Consider the following 20136-nt stretch of genomic DNA (forward strand, 5'->3'; position numbering starts at 1 on the left):
GGCTTGCCGGCGATGGCGTCAGTGAGATCAATGCAAGACTCAAGGCCGTCATCGCCGGCGAGCCGGCTCCTACCGAGGTCGGCAAAAATAGATATCAATTGCGAACCAATCTCATCCTCTGCTAGCGTGCGCACTTCCAGAACCCTCCGTTCTTCTCAAGGTAGTGCTGTGCCCTCCTGGAATTCGCAGATCGCGCGCCTGTTCGCGGAGCAGAAGAAAGCCCTCGAAGCCTTCGTCACTCGCCGCACCGGCAGCGCCCAGGTGGCCGCCGACCTGACCCAGGAGTCGTTCCTGCGCCTGGCGCGGCTGGACTCCGGCGAGAAGATCGACAACCTCCCAGCCTTCCTCTTTACCATCGCCAGCAACCTGGTGCGCGATCACCAGCGCCAGGCCATCCGCCGCGAGCGTCTGGATGCCGGCGAGCCCAGCGAAGAGCTGCCGTGTGGCAACCCAGGTGCTGACGAGCAACTGGCCGCCTACCAGCAGGAGCAACTCATGCAGGACGCTATCCTGTCGCTGCCCGAAGCGACTCGGCAGATCTTCCTGCTTTATCATGTCGACGAACTTTCCTACCGCGAGATTGGCAATCGCCTGTCAATCAGCCCGCGCAGCGTGGAATACCAACTGCGTCGCGCCTTGATTGAATGCCGCGCCTACATCAAGACGCGGCTCGCCTGCGACACTCAAGGACGTCGGTCATGACTGCTTTACCCACTGGCGACGCGTTGTTCGAAGAAGCGTCCGCCTGGTACTTCCGCCTGCAGGCCGAGGACGTGACACCTGCCGAATTGGACGCCTTCGCCGCCTGGCTGGGGCAGGGCCAGGCCCAGGACGATGCCTGGCAGGAAGTGCAGGCGATGCTGGGTGGTTTGCGAGAACCGGCCCGGGTCATCCGCCGCGCCGAGCAGGCCGCCTGGCGCAAGCCCGCGCGACGTTGGGCCTGCGCCGCCGCGGTGCTGCTGGCGGTGGGGTTGACCGTGCAGAACACGCCTTGGCTCGACCGCCTGCGCGCGGACTACGCCACGGGCACCGGCGAATCGCGCACCGTCGAATTGGCCGACGGCTCACAGTTGCAACTCAATACTGACAGCGCCGTGCAAGTGCGCATAAGCGGCGGTGAGCGTCAGATTCGTCTATTGCGCGGTGAAGGTTTTTTCAACGTGACCAAAGATCCGGCGCGACCCTTCGTGGTGCAGTCCGGGGATGGCTGGGTCAAGGTAGTCGGCACCCAATTCAGCGTCGCGCGGCGTGATGCGCAGACACGGGTGCAGGTGGCGCAGGGCAAGGTACAGGTCAGTGCGGGCAGTGGTGAGCCGGTGTACCTGGAGCCGGGGCGGGCGGTGGAGTATCAGGCGCAGCGGCTGGCCGATGTCCACGGTTTTGATCCGGCGAGCGGCTTTGCCTGGCGCCAACGGCAACTGGTGTTTCGCCAGCAACCGCTGTCGGAAGTGGTCAGCGAGTTGAACCGCTACTGGCCTGGCAAGACCCTGGTGCTGGGCGAGGCGTTGCGCAATCGCGTGGTGTCCGGCGTGTTCGAGATCGACAAACCCGACGCCGTGATCAAGGCGTTGGAATACACCCTCAACCTGCACGCCGAGCATTACACCCCGTATTTACTGGTGCTGCGCGAAGGCAAAGCGTCCTGACTGCAACTTTCTCAAAATAGTTTCAGGGTTTCTCCGCAAGCCATCGTCCTTGATCACTGAGGCGTAAATAGTAAGCACTCTCAAGTAGTGCGGCGCCGATCACAGACTTTTTGCACCGGGGAGCACCATCCATGGCACACCGACTCGCCGCACGGCCCTTGCTGGCACTGGCCATTTCCATGGCCTGCGGCACCGCACCGCTGTACTTGCAGGCCGCCGAGACCACTCAGGCACAGACCTACCGTTTTGATATTCCAGGGCAGAGCCTGGACGGTGCGCTGGCGGCGTTTTCGGCGGTGACGCGGGTGCAGGTGTTGGTGAGTGGTGAATTGACCCAAGGGGTGGTGTCGCCGGGGGTGAGTGGCAATCTGGGCCAACGTGAAGCCTTGGGGCAACTGCTCGGCGGCACTGGGCTGAGCGCGGCGTTTATCAACGCCGATACCGTCACCCTGGAAAAACGCGTGGACACCGGTGGCGCTCTCGAAGTCGGTGCCACCACCATCAGCGCTGAACGCTTGGGGGCGACCACCGAAGGCACTGGCTCCTACACCACCGGTGCCGTGACCCTCGGCAAAGGCGAGCAAAAGCTCAAGGACATCCCGCAATCGGTCAGCGTCATGACCCGCAAGCAGATGGACGACCAGAACACCACCAAGTTGTCCGAAGTGGTCAAGCGCACCCCCGGCCTGACGGCGACCAAGTCCCCTGGCCCTGGCATGTTTATCTTCTCCCGTGGTTTTGAGGTCGGCACCCTGCAATACGACGGCGTCGGCATCCCGCGCAACACCTACGCGCTGGGCAGCTACCTCACCGAAAACATGGCGATCTATGATCGCGTGGAAACCCTGCGTGGGCCGGCCGCCTTGCTGCAGGGCGCGAACAGCCCCGGTGGCACGATGAACCTGGTGCGCAAGCGCGGGCAACAGGCGCCGACTGTCACCATCACTGCCAAGGCCGGTTCCTGGGACCACTACGGCACACAAGTGGACGCGGGTGGCCCGCTCAATACCGAAGGCACCTTGCGCGGCCGTTTTGTGGCGGACTACGACACGACCGATTCTTTTGTCGATTACGCCGGCGGTTGGAACCAGACGGTCTATGCCGCGGTGGACTACGACTTCACGCCAGACACCACCGTCGGCGTGGGCATCAGCAACCAGAAAGGGCACTCGCGGCCCAACTTCATGTCGCTGCCCCGGTACGCCAACGGCAGCGATATCGGCCTGTCGCGCTCGACCTTTGTCGGCGCCAGTTGGAACCGCAACGTCAATAACCAGACCCAGGTATTTGCCGATATCGAGCATCGCTTCAACGATGACTGGAAAGTGAAGGCCGCTCTGGTGGCCATGGATGAACACAACGACGCGACCTACCAGGCCACGTGGGACACCATCCCCAATCCCGGTGACACCGGCACCGTGCGCTACGTGGACTGGGTCACTGACTTCAATACCAAGAGTCGCGGTGTGGACGTGTATGTCGACGGCAAGTTCGAAGGCCTGGGGTTGCGGCAGGAGATGGTGCTGGGCGCCAACTATTCCAAACTCACCACGGATGATTTCTGGGCGCGCGCGGCGACGCCGGGGGCGGATATCTTCAACATCGACCACAACCGTCCGCAGCGCGACAAGAACCAGTTGTTCCAGGCAGGGAATGCGACGAAGAGCTGGTATGACATTCGCCAGAAGGGGATTTATGGCACCTAGCGCGTCCAAGTACTGGACCCGCTGACGTTGATCCTCGGTGCGCGCACCAGTTGGTATGACTATTCCTATCAGGACGAGAGCGGTGCCAGGGGGGTGTACGGCGAGCCGACCAGCAGCACCACGCAAAGCAATGGTCACGTCACGCCCTACGCCGGTCTGGTTTATGCGCTCAACGAGCAATGGTCGGCCTATGCCAGCTATACCGACGCCTTTGAGCCCCAAACCAACCTGACCACCTCATTGACCGTGCTCAAGCCCATTGAGGGCCAGAACTACGAGCTGGGCCTGAAGGGCGAACTGGCGGATGGCCGCCTCAATACGTCGTTTGCTGTCTTCCGCTATGACCAGGAAAACCGTGCGGCTCAAGATCTGCAAGGCGGCAAGGTTTGTGGCGGCTGGTACTGCTCGCTCGCGTCCGGCAAGGTTCGCAGCCAGGGCTTCGAGGCCACCTTGAGCGGTGAGGTGCTGCCGGGCCTGCAACTGGTTTCCAGCTACACCTACAACACCACCAAATTCATCAAGGACGACACCTACGAAGGCAAGATCTTCAGCACCTGGACGCCCAAGCACCTGCTCAAGGTCTGGGGTGACTACCAGTTGCCGGGGGACTGGAGCAACGTCAGTGTCGGCGCCGGTGTGACCGCGCAAAGCAGCACCGTCGCCTATGACCGCACATTCAGCGTGCCCGGCAATGCCCTCTGGGATTCGCGGGTGGCCTACAAGATCAACCAGGAATTCACCGTCGCGGCGAACCTGAACAATATGTTCGACAAGAAGTACTACATCCCGGCTTACAACGCGAACTGGGGCAGCAACTACTATGGCGACCCGCGCAATGTGATGTTCACCATGACCTACACGCCGCAGTTCTGAGTGCAACCGGAATAAAAATGCCCCGCACGTGGCGGGGCATTTTCATAGGCTCAAACAAGCCACGCTATCGCGCGTCACTTCACCGATTTCAGATGCCAGTTCCATTGCGCAACCAACGCGTTCTCACGCAATTTGATGAACAGCCCATAGTCGCTCAAATAGGCTGCCTGATAAGTCCAACCTTTCATCTGAACGCAGTCGAGTACCTGAGCTTGCCCCTTCAGGTCCGGGGTCAGGGTGGCAGCCGGGATTTCCCGAGCGACCTTGCAGGTCACGGTTCTTGGTTCACTGGTCTCTGACGAAGGACTGCCATCGGGGTTGATGGATTTTGACCATGTCTGGGTGTAGCTCACCTCACTGGCGAGGGGCAAGTTACGCCAATCGCCTTGAAAGCTCAGGCCAACCAAGAGACGGGTCTTCACCTTGTCACTGCCGGTTTTGCGGTCGAGACCTTGGCTGTCCAGATCAAACAGGCCTTGGAAGGTCAGCTCCTGGTTAAAGCCGAGTGCCGAGTCGCGCGTTTGTACCAGTGTCTGGCCGGATGCGTTGTCGACACTGATAAATGCCTGTTTGGTCTGGTCGCCCACTCGGGTGTTGTTGAAGAGCACGGCGTCATAGTCATACGCCAGCTCGCTCAGGGTGCGGGTTGGCGCAGGCAGGCCGAGCGCTCGGATGGCCGCCAGCACGGCCGGGTTGGCATTGGTTGCGCTGGCAACGGGTGGCAATGGCTGGCGCGCCTTGAAAGCGGGTAAATGGGTCAGCTCCACCGGCGCCTGGCACAGAGCCTTGAAGAGCTGGGCATGTTCGACGGAAGCTTGATCCAAGGCTTGCGGCTTGAATTGTCGACGGATTTCGCCGTTGATCATCTGGCGCGTTTCATCAAGGTTGAACTGGCTCATCAACGTGATGGTGCGTCGTGTGCAATCCAGCGTCAGCCGCTCCTGCCGTTGAGTAAACAACGATGCGTTCTTGGCGACCTGATAGTGCAGGTAATCCTGTGCGACCCAGGCGGATATCTGACTGCTTTGCTGCTGCACGCTGTTACGGTCGATCAGCAGCCAGCCCTGATCGGCAGAGGTTTGCAGCATCCGCCAGTCGGGGACGGGGCGTGCCTTGCATACGCTCTGCAATTGAGCGCTTTGCTGCAGTTGTTGTGCCTGTACCGTCGGCAGGTCGACGCCTGTTGCCGGTGAGGGAGTAAATGCCCGCAGGCCCGAGCGCGTGGGGTAGAACATCCTTCCAGGGCCTTGTGTGCAATAGGCGTCGAACTGCACAGAGATCGGGTTTTGCTGCAAATCGACGGAGTACGCGACCCTGTCGCCGTTGCGCAGGATGGTGTAGTCGAGCGCCGGCAGTGTCATGGCTTCGTTGAAGAGTGCCAGGCCTGGGTCCACCTGAGGCTTTTGCAGCGAGCTGCAACCGGCCAACGCCAATAGGGAAAGCGCCCATGCAGCCGGGTGTAGAGCGGTAGAGCGGGCATCCATGCGGGTAAGTTCCTTGAGAATACAGTTGCGCCTGTTATCGGCCGGCGTATGAAAAACTACAGCGTCAGAACGCCAGGCAAAAAAATGCCCCGCACGTGGCGGGGCATTTTTATGGGCGCAGCTTACAGACCGTCAAGCATCGCCTTGTTACGCACAGCACCCTTGTCGGCACTGGTGGCCAGCAGGGCGTAAGCCTTCAATGCGGTAGTCACTTTGCGTGGACGCTTCTCCACTGGCTTCCACCCCTTCTTGTCCTGCTCAACCCGGCGCGCGGCCAGTTCTTCATCGCTGATCAACAGGTTGATCGAACGGTTCGGAATGTCGATCAGCACCTTGTCACCATCCTGCACCAGGCCAATCGCGCCGCCGGCAGCGGCTTCTGGCGAAGCGTGGCCGATGGACAGGCCCGAGGTGCCGCCGGAGAAGCGGCCGTCGGTCAGCAAGGCGCAAGCTTTGCCCAGCCCCTTGGATTTCAGGTAGGACGTCGGGTACAGCATCTCCTGCATACCCGGGCCGCCTTTCGGGCCTTCGTAGCGGATGATCACGATGTCGCCTTCCTTCACTTCATCAGCGAGGATGCCGCGAACCGAGCTGTCCTGGCTTTCGTAGATCTTGGCGCGGCCTTCAAAGACGTGGATGGACTCATCCACACCGGCGGTTTTCACCACGCAGCCATCCAGGGCGATGTTGCCGTACAGCACGGCCAGGCCGCCTTCTTGGGAGTAGGCGTGCTCGACACTGCGGATGCAGCCGTTTTCACGGTCGTCGTCCAGGGTGTCCCAACGGGTCGACTGGCTGAACGCAGTTTGCGTAGGGATACCCGCTGGGCCTGCCTTGAAGAAGGTGTGCACGGCTTCGTCGTCAGTCTGGGTGATGTCCCACTTGGCGATGCCTTCGGCGATGGACTTGCTGTGCACGGTCGGCAGGTCGGTGTGCAGCAGGCCGCCACGGGCCAGCGAACCGAGGATCGAGAAGATCCCGCCGGCGCGGTGCACATCTTCCATGTGGTACTTCTGAATATTCGGCGCGACTTTGCACAGTTGCGGCACATGACGGGACAGGCGGTCGATGTCGCGCAGGTCGAAATCGATCTCGGCTTCCTGGGCCGCGGCCAGCAAGTGCAGGATGGTGTTGGTGGAACCGCCCATGGCGATGTCCAGGGTCATGGCGTTCTCGAACGCCTTGAAGTTGGCGATATTGCGCGGCAACACCGACTCATCGTTCTCGCCGTAGTAACGCTTGCACAACTCGACGATGGTGCGGCCGGCCTGCAGGAACAGCTGCTCGCGGTCACTGTGGGTGGCCAGGGTGGAACCGTTGCCCGGCAAGGCCAGGCCCAGGGCTTCCACCAGGCAGTTCATCGAGTTGGCGGTGAACATGCCGGAGCACGAACCGCACGTTGGGCAAGCGCTGCGCTCGTATTCCGCGACCTTCTCGTCAGAAGCGCTGGAATCGGCGGCGATGACCATGGCGTCGACCAGGTCGAGGCCGTGGGAGGCGAGCTTGGTCTTGCCGGCTTCCATCGGGCCGCCGGACACGAAGATCACCGGGATGTTCAGGCGCAGGGAGGCCATCAGCATGCCGGGGGTGATCTTGTCGCAGTTGGAGATGCAGACGATGGCGTCGGCGCAGTGGGCGTTGACCATGTACTCCACGGAGTCGGCGATGATCTCGCGGCTCGGCAGGGAATACAGCATGCCGTCATGGCCCATGGCGATGCCATCATCCACGGCGATGGTGTTGAATTCCTTGGCGACACCGCCGGCGCGTTCGATCTCGCGGGCGACCAGTTGGCCCAGGTCCTTGAGGTGGACGTGGCCCGGTACGAATTGGGTGAACGAGTTGGCAATCGCGATGATCGGCTTCTTGAAGTCGTCATCTTTCATCCCCGTGGCACGCCACAGTGCGCGCGCGCCGGCCATGTTGCGGCCGTGGGTGGATGTTTTCGAGCGGTAATCAGGCATTGGAGCACTCCGGGCGGCTAATCGGTATCAATGGGGAGTGAGCTTCTATTGACGTCTGGAACACTCAGAAATGGCCGTGTGTCCGGAAGTTGCCACTCGCGTCGCGGGATCGCCGCTTGCTTGGGCCTCGAGCTCATAAACCCGCCGGGGGATGACTGGCGATGAATAGCGTCGATTCTACACCGCTGGCGGCGAGAGGGAATGGCCGCAACCGTGAAGATAGCGCTTACGGGACGTGCGGGAGGCGCACGACCCACGGTAGGAACCGGCAAGCCGGCTCCTACAGTCGCTTAGCGTCCAGTTCGGGCATTGGTCAGCCAACCCCACAGGCTAAAGACGATGAAGCTCATGGCGATGGTGATCAATAGGTTGGACCCGGTTTGCGCCAGGACGGCACTGCTGACGGCGGCGGTCAGGAACATGATGCTGTTGCCCGCCGAGGCAGCAGTACCCGCACTGCTTGAGAACAGCAACATTGCCGCAGAAATCGCCGCCGGACGAACCAGGGTCACGGCCAGGGCGCTGATTAGCATGGGGATGAGCAACGTCACAGGGGTGATGGCATCCAGGCTGACGATCAGTGTTAACAGCACGCCCGCGACGAGCAGCAGCCCCAGGCCGATATTGATTTGCCGGGACAGTGAAATCCGCTTTTGCAGGTACGAGGCCGCAACGCCGCCAAGCAAGTAGGCCACGCCATAGACCATCAACACCAACGCGTACTGGTATTCGGAGAGCTTCAGCGCGTCCATGAAAATGAGCGGTGTCACGCTGATCAAGGCGAAGTAGCAGGCGAATACCAGTGCGGCGATCCACCAGTAGCGCAGGAAGTCGCGATTACGGGCGACGGCTTTCAGCGTGCCGATGATCGACACCGGCGTGCGGTGTGGGCTGGCGGACTTGGACGGCAGGATGCAGAGGGCGTGGATCAACATGCCCAGTGCCATTACGGCGAACCCATAAAAGCTGCCTTGCCAGTCGAAGGTGGTTTGCAGCCAGGAGCCGATCAACGGCGACAGCGCGACGAATGAACCGCTCAGGGTCATGTAGTAAAGGCGCACGCGAGCGCGGTCTTGCTCCTCGAACAGGTCTTCCACCAGTGCGTGGCCCAATACGAAGAACCCGCAACCCATGGCCTGGACACTGCGAAACAGCAGGAAGGCCAGGTAGTCCGTCGCCAGTGCGCAACCGAGGGCACCCAGGATCGACAGCGTGATGCACCCGAGCAGGACTTCCTTGCGCCCCCATTTGTCCGACAGCGGGCCGGTGATCAGTTGAGAAATGGAAAAGACCAGGGTGAACAGGCTGATGGACAGCGCTACGTCTGCGCTTGGCGTGTCGAATCGGGCCGCCAAGGCAGGGAATGAGGGCAGGAGAATATTGATCGGAAAGAAACTGATCAATGAAATGCAGGTGATGAGGATGAAGCGGGAGAGGTGGGGCCGAGACATTGTTTTTGTTTTCCGGAGTAAAACCAGAAACGGATACTAGTTTGCGAAAAGTGGAATTCAATCAAAAGCGTTGAGAGAAACTTCCTGAATTGACGTGGCTTGCTTGGGTAGGAAAGCTTTTACGGCAACCACCAAACAAATGTGGGAGGGGGCTTGCCCCCGATTGCGTAGTGTCAGCCCCATATTAGCTGGCTGACACACGGCTATCGGGGGCAAGCCCCCTCCCACATTTTTATCTGTGCTTGGCTTTAGCTGTTTGGCAACAACCGGCACGTAATGCTCTTGATGTAACGCGTCTCTGCAATCGCCGGGTGCACCGGATGATCCGGACCCTGGCCGCCACGCTCCAGCATCTGGATATTGCGATCCAAATGACGAGCGCTGGTCAGCAGGATGTTTTGCAGGTCGTCTTCCGGCAGGTGCATGGAGCACGACGCGCTGACCAGGATGCCGTCCTTGCTGAGCAGGCGCATGGCTTGCTCATTCAAGCGGCGGTAGGCGCCTTCGCCGTTCTTCATGTCTTTCTTGCGTTTGATGAAGGCCGGTGGGTCGGCGACGATCACGTCGAAGCGTTCTTCGCTGGCTTTCAATTCTTTAAGCGCTTCGAACACGTCGCCTTCGATGCAGGTCATCTTCTCGGCAAAGCCGTTCAGCGCGGCATTGCGCTCCACGCCGTCGAGGGCGAAGGCGGAGGCGTCGACGCAGAACACTTCACTGGCGCCGAAGGCCGCGGCTTGCACGCCCCAGCCGCCGATGTAGCTGTAGAGGTCCAGCACGCGTTTGCCTTTGGCATACGGGGCCAGGCGTGCGCGGTTCATGCGGTGGTCGTAGAACCAGCCGGTTTTCTGGCCCTGGATCACCGGGGCTTCGAATTTCACGCCGTTTTCTTCCAGCGCAACCCACTCCGGCACCAGGCCGAACACGGTTTCGACGTAGCGGTTGAGGCCTTCGGCGTCGCGCGCGGCGGAGTCGTTCTTGAACAAGATGCCGCTCGGCTTGAGCACTTGGGTCAGGGCGGCGATCACGTCTTCTTTATGCGCCTCCATGGTCGCCGAGGCGATCTGCACCACCAGGATGTCGCCGAAACGGTCGACCACCAGGCCTGGCAGCAGGTCGGAATCGCCGTAGACCAGGCGGTAGAACGGCTTGTCGAACAGGCGGTCGCGCAGGGACAGGGCGACGTTCAGGCGGTGCACCAGCAGCGACTTGTCCAACGGCAACTTGATGTCGCGCGACAGCAGGCGCGCGCAGATCAGGTTGTTCGGGCTCATGGCCACGATGCCCAGGGTCTTGCCGCCGGCCGCTTCGAGGATGGCCTGGTCGCCCGCCTGGAAGCCGTGAAGTGGGGTGGCGGCCACGTCGATTTCGTTGCTATAGACCCACAGGTGGCCGTTGCGCAAACGACGATCGGCGTTGGCTTTGAGACGCAGGCTTGGCAGGGACATGACGTCGCTCCGGAAAAAAGAGCGGGAGTATACCTGTTGCGGCGCGGTTCATGTGGGAGTGGGCTTGCCCGCGATGCAGGCGGCGTGGTGTATCTGACGTACGGCGGTGATGCAATCGGGGGGCAAGCCCCCTCCCACATTTAGTCCGATTTCAATCGGGCATTTGGGTGTCGGTCAGGTTTGCTTAGGGGTTAGAATCCCCGCCTAGCCCAGAGTATGTACTTATGTCCCAAGAGCTTTCTTCCGAACAGATCCAACAGGCCCTGCAAGGCATCAGCGTGCCGCCCCAGCCGCAAATCATGGTGGATTTGCAGATGGAGCAATACATGCCCGACCCGGACCTGGAAGTGATCGCCCGGTTGATCTCCCAGGATCCGGGCCTCTCCGGTGCGCTGCTGAAGATCGTCAACTCGTCGTATTACGGGCTGAGCAACAAGATTGCCTCGATCCAGCGTGCCGTGAACCTGTTGGGCAGCCGCTCGATCATCAACCTGATCAACGCGCTGTCGATCAAGGGCGAAATGAGCGACGACACCATCGTCACCCTCAACCGCTTCTGGGACACCGCGCAGGATGTGGCGATGACCTGCCTCACCCTGGCCAAGCGTACCGGCGCCCAGGCGGTGGACGAGGCTTATGCCCTGGGCCTGTTCCACGATTGCGGCGTGCCGCTGATGCTCAAGCGTTTCCCCAATTACATGTCGGTACTGGAGCAGGCCTACGCCAACGCCGGCCCCGACTGCCGCGTGGTCGACACCGAGAACAACGCGTTCAACACCAACCATGCCGTGGTGGGTTACTACACGGCCAAGTCCTGGCGCCTGCCGGAGCATGTGACCGACGCCATCGCCAACCACCACAACGCCCTGGCGGTGTTCAGCGATGAGTCGTCGCGCAATTCGCAGCTCAAGAACCTGCTGGCGATCCTGAAAATGGCCGAGCACATTTGCTCGTCCTACCGCGTGCTGGGCAACCAGGCGGTGGACCATGAGTGGAATGCCATCGGCCATCTGGTGCTGGACTACGTGGGCCTGTCGGACTACGACTTCGAAAGCATGAAGTTGTCGATCCGCGAGCTGGGCGCCCACTGACCCTTTCTTCAAGAGGTACACATGCCCGAGTTGCCAGAAGTCGAAACCACCCGGCGCGGAATCGCGCCGCACCTGGAAGGCCAGCGGGTCAGTCGCGTGGTAGTGCGTGAACGGCGCCTGCGCTGGCCGATTCCGGAAGACCTCGATGTGCGCCTGTCCGGCCAGCGCATCGTGCTGGTGGAGCGGCGGGCCAAGTACCTGTTGATCAATGCCGAAGTAGGCACCTTGATCAGCCATTTAGGCATGTCGGGCAACTTGCGACTGGTGGAGGTCGGCATGCCGGCGGCCAAACACGAGCATGTGGATATCGAGCTGGAATCGGGCATGGCCCTGCGCTACACCGACCCGCGGCGTTTCGGCGCCATGCTCTGGAGCCAGGACCCGCACAACCACGAGCTGTTGCTACGCCTGGGGCCGGAGCCGTTGACCGACCTGTTTGATGGCGAGCGCCTGTTCCAACTGTCCCGTGGCAAGTCGATGGCGGTGAAGCCGTTCATCATGGACAACGCGGTGGTGGTGGGCGTGGGCAATATCTATGCGACGGAAGCGCTGTTTGCGGCGGGGATTGATCCGCGTCGGGCTGCGGGCGGCATTTCGCGCGGGCGTTACTTGAAGCTGGCGATTGAGATCAAACGCGTGCTGGCCGCTGCCATCGAGCGCGGCGGTACCACGTTGCGGGACTTTATCGGTGGCGACGGGCAACCGGGGTATTTCCAGCAGGAATTGTTCGTCTATGGCCGTGGTGGCGAGGCGTGCAAGGTTTGCGGGAGCGAGTTGCGCAATGTGGTGCTGGGGCAACGGGCGAGTGTGTTTTGCCCCAAGTGCCAGAGCTGATCTTGTGTGATGGCTGATGCCGCCTTCGCGAGCAAGCCCGCTCCCACATTCGACCGCATTCTCATATTGGAACTCGGTCAACTGTGGGAGCGGGCTTGCTCGCGAAGAGGCCCTTAAGCCTTACCGGTAATCTTGCGGTACTTCTCCATCAACTGCTCTTCCGTCTCCGGATGGGCCTCATCCAGCGGAATGCAATCCACCGGACAAACCTGCTGGCACTGCGGCTCGTCATAGTGGCCGACACACTGGGTGCACAGGTTGGGGTCGATCACGTAGATCTCTTCGCCTTGGGAAATCGCGGCGTTCGGGCACTCGGGTTCGCAGACGTCGCAGTTGATGCAATCGTCGGTGATGATCAGGGACATGGAAACTCCTGCCAGGGCTGTCAGCCAAGGCATCTGAAAACTAATGCGCGCAATTGTGCCGCATTGGCGCCCGCAGTGCGAGCAGGCGCCGATTGAACGGTGTTACTTCTTGAAGCGCAGCGTCAGTGCATCTGCTACAGCCGGATGCACGAACTTGGTGATATCTCCGCCCAAAGCGGCGATCTCACGGACCAACGTCGAGGAAATGAACGAATAACGTTCCGACGGGGTGAGGAACAGGCTCTCCACGTCCGGCGCCAGTTGGCGGTTCATGTTGGCCAGCTGGAATTCGTATTCGAAGTCTGACACCGCGCGCAGGCCGCGCAGGAATACGTTGGCGTTCTGCTCTTTGGCGAAATGCGCCAGCAGCGTGGAAAAACCGACCACTTCCACGTTGGGCAGGTGTTTGGTGACCTCACGCGCCAGCTCCACACGCTGTTCCAGGGGAAACAGCGGGTTTTTCTTGGGGCTGGCTGCGACCGCGATGATCACATGGTCGAACAAGCGTGAGGCACGTTCGACCAGATCGCCATGGCCTTTGGTAATCGGGTCGAAGGTACCTGGGTACAACACTCGGTTCATCGCGTCGTCCTGGCGGAGTCCGTTGGGGAACCGGATGGTATCGCAGCCATCCCGGTCGGGAAAGTCAACTTATGCAGAAGAAAGCAGTATAGACATGGCGAATACCGTGTTTTTTCATGCTGTTTTCAGACGTTCGGCCAATGCTGTCGCCAGTTGGGCAGTCAAACCGTACACCGATAATTGTGGGTTGGCCCCAATGCTGGTGGGGAATAAAGAGCCATCGTGGATCGACAGGTTGCGCAGTTGGTGGTGCCGACCGAGGCTGTCGGCCACTGCGTTTTTCGGGTCGTCACCCATGGCACAACCGCCCATCACATGGGCACTGCCCAGGCACGTGCGATGCAGTTCCAGGTTCAGGTCGTCAATCATCGTGCGGGCTTCGCCCAGGGTTTTGACGTAGCGCGCATCGTGATGCAGCGGCTTGACCGACTTGGCGCCCGCCGCGAACTGGATCTCGGCCATGCTGTGGAACGCACGGCGCAAGCCATCCCAGGCGTAGTCCGACACCTGGTAGTCGAGCACCGGCGTGCCATCGCCGCGCAACTCCACACTGCCGCCCGGGCTGTCGGGGTGGAAGCCGTCGCGCAGCAGCGCCAGCATCGCGTGGGTGTTGGGCAACTGGCTCATGTCCAGGGCGTTCTGGGTGCCGTAGCCGCCGAGCAGGGTGCTGGCCAACGCCGGGTGCAGGGGCGGGGCCTCCAGCTTGTACGACATTTTGCCCGTGGTGCCGTCCTGCCACTGGAAATGGTCGGAATAGATCGACTGCGGCGCGCCGTAGAACGGGTTGATCACCTCGTCGAACAACCCGGCGGAGAAATTCACCAGGTGCAGGAAGGTGCGTTTGCCCAGCCGCGAATGCGGGTCGGGCGCGTCTGAGCGCATCAGCAGCGCCGGGCTATTGATGCCGCCGCCCGAGAGCACGTAATGCTTGGCCTTCACCGTGATCTTGCGTCCGGTCGGCGCCACGCACAGGGTGTCCATGGCCACGCATTCCAGGCTGTTGATGGTGTCGCCGCTGTAGTTGAGGCGTTCGGCGCGGGCCAGGTAGAGCAGTTCGCCACCCTTTTCCAGGGTGGACGGAATGGTGGTCACCAGCATCGACTGCTTGGCGTTGACCGGGCAGCCCATGCCGCAGTAACCCAGGTTGAAACAGCCGCGCACGTTCCGTGGGATCACGTGCCAACTGTAACCGAGCTTCTCGCAGCCTTTGCGGATCACATCGTTGTTGGGGTTGGGCGGCAGGGCCCAGGGCGCGATGCCCAGGCGTTGCTCCATTTTTTCGAACCAGGGCGCCATCTCCGCGCTGCTGTGGCCCTTCACGGCGTATTCGCTGGCCCAATGGGCGAGGGTGGCGTCCGGGGTACGAAAGCTCGATGTCCAGTTGATCAGCGTGGTGCCACCCACGGCCCGGCCCTGCAGGATGGTGATCGCGCCATCCTTGCTCATACGGCCGATGCCCTCCTGGTACAAGCTGGTGTAGGCCTCGTCTTCGAGCAACTTGAAATCGCTGCTGGTCTTGAGCGGGCCTTCTTCGATCAGCAGCACTTTGTAGCCCGCGGCACTGAGAATTTCAGCAGTGGTACCGCCTCCGGCGCCGCTGCCGATGATCACGACGTCGGCCTCCAGGGTCAGGTCGTTGTCGAGGGCGGCGCCATTGTGGGTTTTCCAGCCACGGGCCATGCCGTCGCGGAACAGGTCGGGTACGGGCATAGGTGTGCACTCTTATTTTTGTATGAAGTTGTGGTCGATGTGGGAGCGGGCTTGCTCGCGAATGCAACGTGTCAGTCGATAAAGGTGTGGCTGATCCACCGCTTTCGCGAGCAAGCCCGCTCCCACATTTTTGATCGGGTTATCAAGGCTAGATCTTCGGTGGCCCGGGGTAGCCGCAATGGGCCCAGGACGCGGGCTGGAAGTACCAGGCCATGATCACCAGCTTGAGCAGCGAGCCCTGGCCCATGCGCAGCAGGTTCAGGTAGCTGTTTTCCCAGCGGTGCAGGAAGTTACCGATCTGTTCGCTGCTGGCGTTTTCCCAACTGCCCCAGATACCGGTCAGCGGGCCTCGGGTGATGCCCATGCCGAGTACGTCGAACAACTGCTGGGTGAGCTTGAACATCTCCGGCGACAGGCGCTGCAGGCTGAAGTCGAGCTTTTTAAGGGTGCCTTCAATCCCACTGGCGACTTCCTGGGCGCTGGCCACGCCTTCGAGCAACACCGGGATCACCGCGCGCAAGAACGGCAGGTCACTGCTGCGCAACATGGCAAAACCGCTGGCCGGGGTGCTGCTGGAGCAACCGCTCAGGCTGGCGCCCAACCCGGCGGTGGCCAGAAAGGCGCTGGCGCACAGGCCGATTTTCAAGACGCCGCGCCGCGACAGCGCAGGTGTTTCAGTCAGGCTAGGGTTCATTGTTATTGTTATCCCGTGGGTGGCGGTGTCAGCGGACAAACAGCTTCTGGATCAACTTCTGGATGGCTTTGCCGTAGGGCGGATAGATCAGCTTCGCAGCGTTCAGGCGCTGTTTCACCAGTACGCCCTTGGCTTTGCTGAAGGTGAGGAAGCCTTCGTGGCCGTGGTAGTGACCCATGCCCGACGGGCCGATGCCGCCAAATGGCATGTCGTCCTGGGCCACATGCAGCAGCGTGTCGTTCAGGCACACACCGCCGGAATGGGTTTCGTGGAGCACACGATCCTGCTCGCCCTTGTTGTAGCCGAAGTAATACAGGGCCAGTGGGCGAGGGCGTTGGTTGATGTAGGCAAAGGCTTGGTCGATGCCGCGATAGGGCACGATCGGCAGCACCGGGCCGAAGATTTCGTCCTGCATCACGGTCATGTCATCGCTGACATTCAACAACAGGCTATGGGCCATGCGCCGCGCCTGGCCTTGGTCGTACAGCGGAATCAGGGTGGCGCCTTTGTCGGTAGCGTCCTTGACGTAGGCGTTGAGCCGAGCCAGTTGTCGTTCGTTGATGATCGCCGTGTAGTCCGGGTTGTCGACCAGGCTTGGATAAAACCCGCGAACGGCCTGGGTGTAGGCTTCGACAAAACCTTCGACGCGATCCTCCGGCACCAGCACGTAGTCGGGTGCCACGCAGGTTTGCCCAGCGTTCAGCGCTTTTCCGAAGGCGATACGTTCGGCGGCGTCCTTGAGTGGCACGTCGACAGACACGATGGCGGGCGACTTGCCGCCCAACTCCAGGGTGACCGGGGTGAGGTGTTCGGCCGCCGCACGCATCACGTGCTTGCCGATGCTGGTGGCGCCGGTAAATAACAGGTGATCGAAGGGCAGCTTGGAGAAGGCCATGCCGACTTCGGCTTCACCCAGCACCACGCACACCAGGTCCTCGGGGAAGATCTTCGCCAGCAACGCTTTGAGTAACTCGCCCGTGGCGGGGGTGGATTCGCTGAGCTTGAGCATCACCCGGTTACCGGCGGCGAGTGCGCCGACCAGTGGGCCGATGGCCAGGTACAGTGGGTAGTTCCAGGGCACGATCACCCCGACCACGCCCAAGGGTTGGTAGATGACTTTGGCCGAGGCGGGTTGGAAGGCAATGCCGACAGCGCGTCGTGAAGGTTTCATCCAGCCCTTGAGGTGTTTGCTGGCATAGTGAATGCCATGCAGGCTGGGCATCAGTTCGGCGAACAGGGTTTCGTCAGCGCTACGGTGGCTGAAGTCTTGGCTGATCGCGTTGATCAGCGCCTGGCGCTCGTCGCTGAGCAGGTCGCGCAGGGCCTTGAGCCATTGCTGGCGCTGGGCCGCCGGCGGCATCGGGTTGGCCGCGTAGGCACGGCGCTGGGTGTCGAACAGGTCTTGGAGTTGATCCAGCGCCTGGGAATCTTGCAGGTAGGCAACGTTGGCAGACATGGCGGCGTTCCCGATTGTTATTGGTCTGCCTGGATTTTTAGAGTCATTACTCTAAATTGTCAAATGTCATTACGCCTACGTGCGGATTTATCCCTGCAAGAATAGTCCGTAAGATGCCCCATCACGTGTACAGAAGCTGATTCCCTATGGCACCACGAGTAAAGACCAGCGAGCGCATTGTGCAAACCAGCCTGGAGCTTTTTAACCAGCAGGGCGAGCGCAGTGTGAGCACCAACCACATTGCCGCCCATATGGAAATTTCGCCGGGCAACCTGTACTACCACTTCCCCAATAAGCAGGCGATCATCGCCGTACTGTTTCGTGAATACGAAGCCCTGGTGGACAGTTTCCTGCGCCCACCCCAAGGCCGCGCTGTTACGGTCGAAGACAAACGCTTCTACCTGCAGGCCGTGTTGGCTGGCATGTGGCGCTACCGTTTCCTGCACCGCGACCTCGAACACCTGCTGGAAAGCGACCCGGAACTGGCCACCGGCTACCGGCGTTTTTCCCAGCGCTGCCTGACCCAGGGTGGGGCTATCTACCAAGGGTTTGTCGACGCCGGCATCCTCAATATGGACCCGGTGCAAACCGAAGCCCTGACCCTCAATGCCTGGATCATCCTCACCTCTTGGGTGCGGTTTTTGTGCACCACCAATGAGAACTCGGCCCACCTGAGCGCCGAGGCGATCAAGCGCGGTGTGTATCAGGTGCTGGTGCTGGAGGCGGGTTTTGTCACGCCCCAGGCAAAAGAAGCAGTGGATGCTTTGTTCAAGGAATTTTACGTGCCGTTAAATCAGGCATTGGAAGAAGTGAAGTAGGACCTTTCCCGAATCGTTCATAGGAGTCCGTCATGCCGCTTGCCCAATTGATCAGCCCCCAGCAACTGGCCGAGCGCCAGAAGGCCGATGGGGTGGTGGTCCTGGATTGCCGTTTTGCCTTGGAAGACCCGGATTACGGACTCTGCAGCTATGCCGAAGGGCATATCGAGGGCGCGCAGTATGCCGACCTGGAACGCCACCTCAGCGGGCCGGTGACCAAGGGCGTGACTGGCCGTCACCCGTTGCCGGACGCCAACACCTTCGCCGAGCAATTACGGGCCTGGGGCGTCAATGCCGACACCGACGTGGTGCTCTACGACGACGGCCCCGGAGCTTATGCCGCGCGTGCCTGGTGGTTGCTGGCCTGGCTGGGCAAGCGTGACGGCGTGTTTATCCTGGATGGCGGCCTCAAGGCCTGGCATGCGGCGGGGTTTCCGTTGAGCCTGGACGCGCCGGTGGTTGAGCCGGGTACATTTATCGGCACGCCGGACAATCGCCTGGTGCTGGACGCTGAACACCTGCAAAAACGCCTGGGCCAACCCGGCCTGACCCTCATCGATGCCCGCGCCCAGCCGCGCTTTCGCGGTGACGTGGAGCCCATCGACCCGATTGCCGGGCACATCCCGGGTGCGCAGTGCGCGGCGTTCAATGAAAACCTCGGCACTGACGGCCGCTTCCTGCCGGCTGAGCAGCTCAAGCAACGTTTCGCCGCCCAATTGCAGGGGCGCTCGCCGGAAGATCTGGTGGCGTATTGCGGTTCGGGCGTGACGGCGTGCCACAACCTGTTTGCCCTGAGCCTGGCGGGTTACCCATTGGGTAAATTGTATGCAGGGTCGTGGAGTGAGTGGATTACCGATCCACAGCGTGAAATCGCCACGGGCGACTGAACACACAACCCCTGTAGGCGCCGGCAAGCCGTGCTCCTACAGGTGCGGTGTGGTTTGCGTCAGCAGCCAGGCGGGAATCCGGCGTTCCAGGTAATAGCTTGGCTGTTTAAGAGAACCGTCGACAAAACCTACATGCCCACCTTTGGCTGTCAGCTCAAACTCAGTGCACGCCGACAGTTCACTCGCCTCAGGCAGGCTATGGGCAAACACAAACGGGTCATCAGCCGCCTGGATGATCAAGGTGGGCGTTTGGATGCCGCCCAGGTAATAGCGGCTCGACGCGCGGCGGTAATAGTCCTCGGCACTCAAGAAACCATGCAACGGCGCAGTCACCCGGCCATCGAAGTCCCAGAACGTGCGCATTTTCTCCAATGAGCCCAGGGCCTCCAGGGTTTTCAGCCCGTCCGCCCGACCATCCTGTAGAAAGCGGCTTTGCTTGACGCGGATATACGCCACCATTTCGCGCATGAAATGCTTCTGGTAAACCCGCGAAAAGCCCAGGCCGATACGGTCCGCGCATTGGTCCAAACGAAACGGCACCGACACCGCCGCGGCGCCTTGCAGCCCCGATGCCGCGCCGGTTTCCCCCAAATGCTTGAGCAGCACATTGCCGCCCAGTGAGTAACCCACGGCATACAACGGCGCCAACGGTCGCTTGGCCCGCAGGTGGGCAATGGCCGCTGCCAGGTCTTCGCTCGCGCCGGAGTGATAGCTGCGCGCTAACAGGTTCGGTTCGCCCGAGCATCCACGCCAGTTCAACGCGGCGCTGGCCCAGCCTTGCGCGGCAAGGGCTTTTTGCAGGCCGGCCACATAGGGCGAGTTGGAGGAACCGGTCAGCCCATGCAGCACCAGCACCAAGGGTGCTTGCGCGTCATGTGGGCCGTGCCAGTCGAGATCGAGGAAGTCGCCATCTTCCAGCCACAGGCGTTCGCGTTGGCGTTCGATATGGGTAGTGGGGCGCCACAGCGGCCCCCACAGCGTTTGCAGGTGAGGGTTGCCGAGACCGAAGGCGGGAGTGAACAGGTGGGTAGAAGGCTTCATGAAACTCTCTGTGGCGAGCGCACTTAATTGTGGTGAGCGGGCAGTGCGACGATTCGACAAGCCCGCTCACTACAACACAAGCCCTGCTG

At 61.2% G+C, this 20136-nt stretch carries 16 protein-coding genes and 1 pseudogene; 7 read left to right on the forward strand and 10 right to left on the reverse strand.

The features are described from left to right. Positions 1-168: 168 nt before the first annotated feature. From KHP07_RS11430 to KHP07_RS29895, 3 genes and pseudogenes are all read left to right on the forward strand, one after another. The gene (locus KHP07_RS11430; RefSeq protein ID WP_214497209.1) at positions 169-702 is read left to right on the forward strand and encodes an RNA polymerase sigma factor; all 534 of its coding nucleotides are present in this window, start codon (positions 169-171) and stop codon (positions 700-702) included. Then, entirely contained in the window at positions 699-1646 is a 948-nt protein-coding gene (locus KHP07_RS11435) for a FecR family protein (protein WP_099493136.1), read from the forward strand. Before KHP07_RS11430 ends, KHP07_RS11435 begins: the two co-directional genes overlap by 4 nt. Positions 1647-1777: 131 nt before the next feature. Beyond that, positions 1778-4225 (forward strand): annotated as a pseudogene (locus tag KHP07_RS29895) (TonB-dependent siderophore receptor). Between the two features lie 74 nt (positions 4226-4299). Here the strand turns inward: KHP07_RS29895 and KHP07_RS11445 are convergent. From KHP07_RS11445 to KHP07_RS11460, 4 genes are all read right to left on the reverse strand, one after another. Continuing rightward, the gene (locus KHP07_RS11445) at positions 4300-5619 is read right to left on the reverse strand and encodes a surface-adhesin E family protein (RefSeq protein ID WP_214497210.1); all 1320 of its coding nucleotides are present in this window, start codon (positions 5617-5619) and stop codon (positions 4300-4302) included. Positions 5620-5831: 212 nt separating this feature from the next. After that, complete coding sequence (gene ilvD / locus KHP07_RS11450) at positions 5832-7673, reverse strand: dihydroxy-acid dehydratase (protein WP_078050582.1); 1842 nt, start codon at positions 7671-7673, stop codon at positions 5832-5834. 290 nt (positions 7674-7963) lie between these two features. Then, positions 7964-9124 (reverse strand): MFS transporter, encoded by a 1161-nt coding sequence (locus tag KHP07_RS11455; protein ID WP_214497211.1) that lies wholly within the window; start codon positions 9122-9124, stop codon positions 7964-7966. 248 nt (positions 9125-9372) lie between these two features. Beyond that, positions 9373-10569 (reverse strand): class I SAM-dependent rRNA methyltransferase, encoded by a 1197-nt coding sequence (locus KHP07_RS11460; RefSeq protein ID WP_003195152.1) that lies wholly within the window; start codon positions 10567-10569, stop codon positions 9373-9375. A 278-nt stretch (positions 10570-10847) separates the two neighbouring features. On the opposite strand from KHP07_RS11460, the gene KHP07_RS11465 reads away from it, so the two are divergent. After that, the gene (locus KHP07_RS11465; protein ID WP_177409538.1) at positions 10848-11660 is read left to right on the forward strand and encodes an HDOD domain-containing protein; all 813 of its coding nucleotides are present in this window, start codon (positions 10848-10850) and stop codon (positions 11658-11660) included. Positions 11661-11681: 21 nt separating this feature from the next. Beyond that, on the forward strand, positions 11682-12494 hold the full coding sequence (mutM, locus tag KHP07_RS11470; RefSeq protein ID WP_028618324.1) for a bifunctional DNA-formamidopyrimidine glycosylase/DNA-(apurinic or apyrimidinic site) lyase: 813 nt from the start codon (positions 11682-11684) through the stop codon (positions 12492-12494). Positions 12495-12607: 113 nt separating this feature from the next. Here mutM and KHP07_RS11475 read toward each other — a convergent pair whose 3' ends face one another. From KHP07_RS11475 to KHP07_RS11495, 5 genes are all read right to left on the reverse strand, one after another. Then, on the reverse strand, positions 12608-12859 hold the full coding sequence (locus KHP07_RS11475) for a YfhL family 4Fe-4S dicluster ferredoxin (protein ID WP_003195146.1): 252 nt from the start codon (positions 12857-12859) through the stop codon (positions 12608-12610). Between the two features lie 102 nt (positions 12860-12961). Continuing rightward, entirely contained in the window at positions 12962-13441 is a 480-nt protein-coding gene (gene coaD, locus KHP07_RS11480) for a pantetheine-phosphate adenylyltransferase (protein ID WP_003176711.1), read from the reverse strand. Between the two features lie 114 nt (positions 13442-13555). After that, positions 13556-15151 carry a GMC family oxidoreductase gene (locus tag KHP07_RS11485; RefSeq protein ID WP_078050579.1) on the reverse strand — a complete coding sequence of 532 codons (1596 nt, stop codon included), beginning with the start codon at positions 15149-15151 and terminating at the stop codon, positions 13556-13558. Positions 15152-15299: 148 nt separating this feature from the next. Beyond that, complete coding sequence (locus KHP07_RS11490; RefSeq protein WP_078050578.1) at positions 15300-15845, reverse strand: twin-arginine translocation pathway signal protein; 546 nt, start codon at positions 15843-15845, stop codon at positions 15300-15302. Between the two features lie 28 nt (positions 15846-15873). Then, entirely contained in the window at positions 15874-17301 is a 1428-nt protein-coding gene (locus KHP07_RS11495) for a coniferyl aldehyde dehydrogenase (RefSeq protein ID WP_214497212.1), read from the reverse strand. 146 nt (positions 17302-17447) lie between these two features. On the opposite strand from KHP07_RS11495, the gene KHP07_RS11500 reads away from it, so the two are divergent. Both KHP07_RS11500 and KHP07_RS11505 read left to right on the forward strand, forming a co-directional pair. Beyond that, positions 17448-18119 (forward strand): TetR/AcrR family transcriptional regulator, encoded by a 672-nt coding sequence (locus KHP07_RS11500; RefSeq protein WP_016976019.1) that lies wholly within the window; start codon positions 17448-17450, stop codon positions 18117-18119. Positions 18120-18151: 32 nt separating this feature from the next. Then, positions 18152-19006 carry a sulfurtransferase gene (locus tag KHP07_RS11505; protein WP_099493130.1) on the forward strand — a complete coding sequence of 285 codons (855 nt, stop codon included), beginning with the start codon at positions 18152-18154 and terminating at the stop codon, positions 19004-19006. 36 nt (positions 19007-19042) lie between these two features. Here KHP07_RS11505 and KHP07_RS11510 read toward each other — a convergent pair whose 3' ends face one another. Continuing rightward, complete coding sequence (locus tag KHP07_RS11510; protein WP_099493129.1) at positions 19043-20047, reverse strand: hydrolase; 1005 nt, start codon at positions 20045-20047, stop codon at positions 19043-19045. Positions 20048-20136: the final 89 nt, after the last annotated feature.

Source organism: Pseudomonas sp. VS40, from assembly GCF_018587885.1.
GTDB lineage: Bacteria > Pseudomonadota > Gammaproteobacteria > Pseudomonadales > Pseudomonadaceae > Aquipseudomonas > Aquipseudomonas pergaminensis.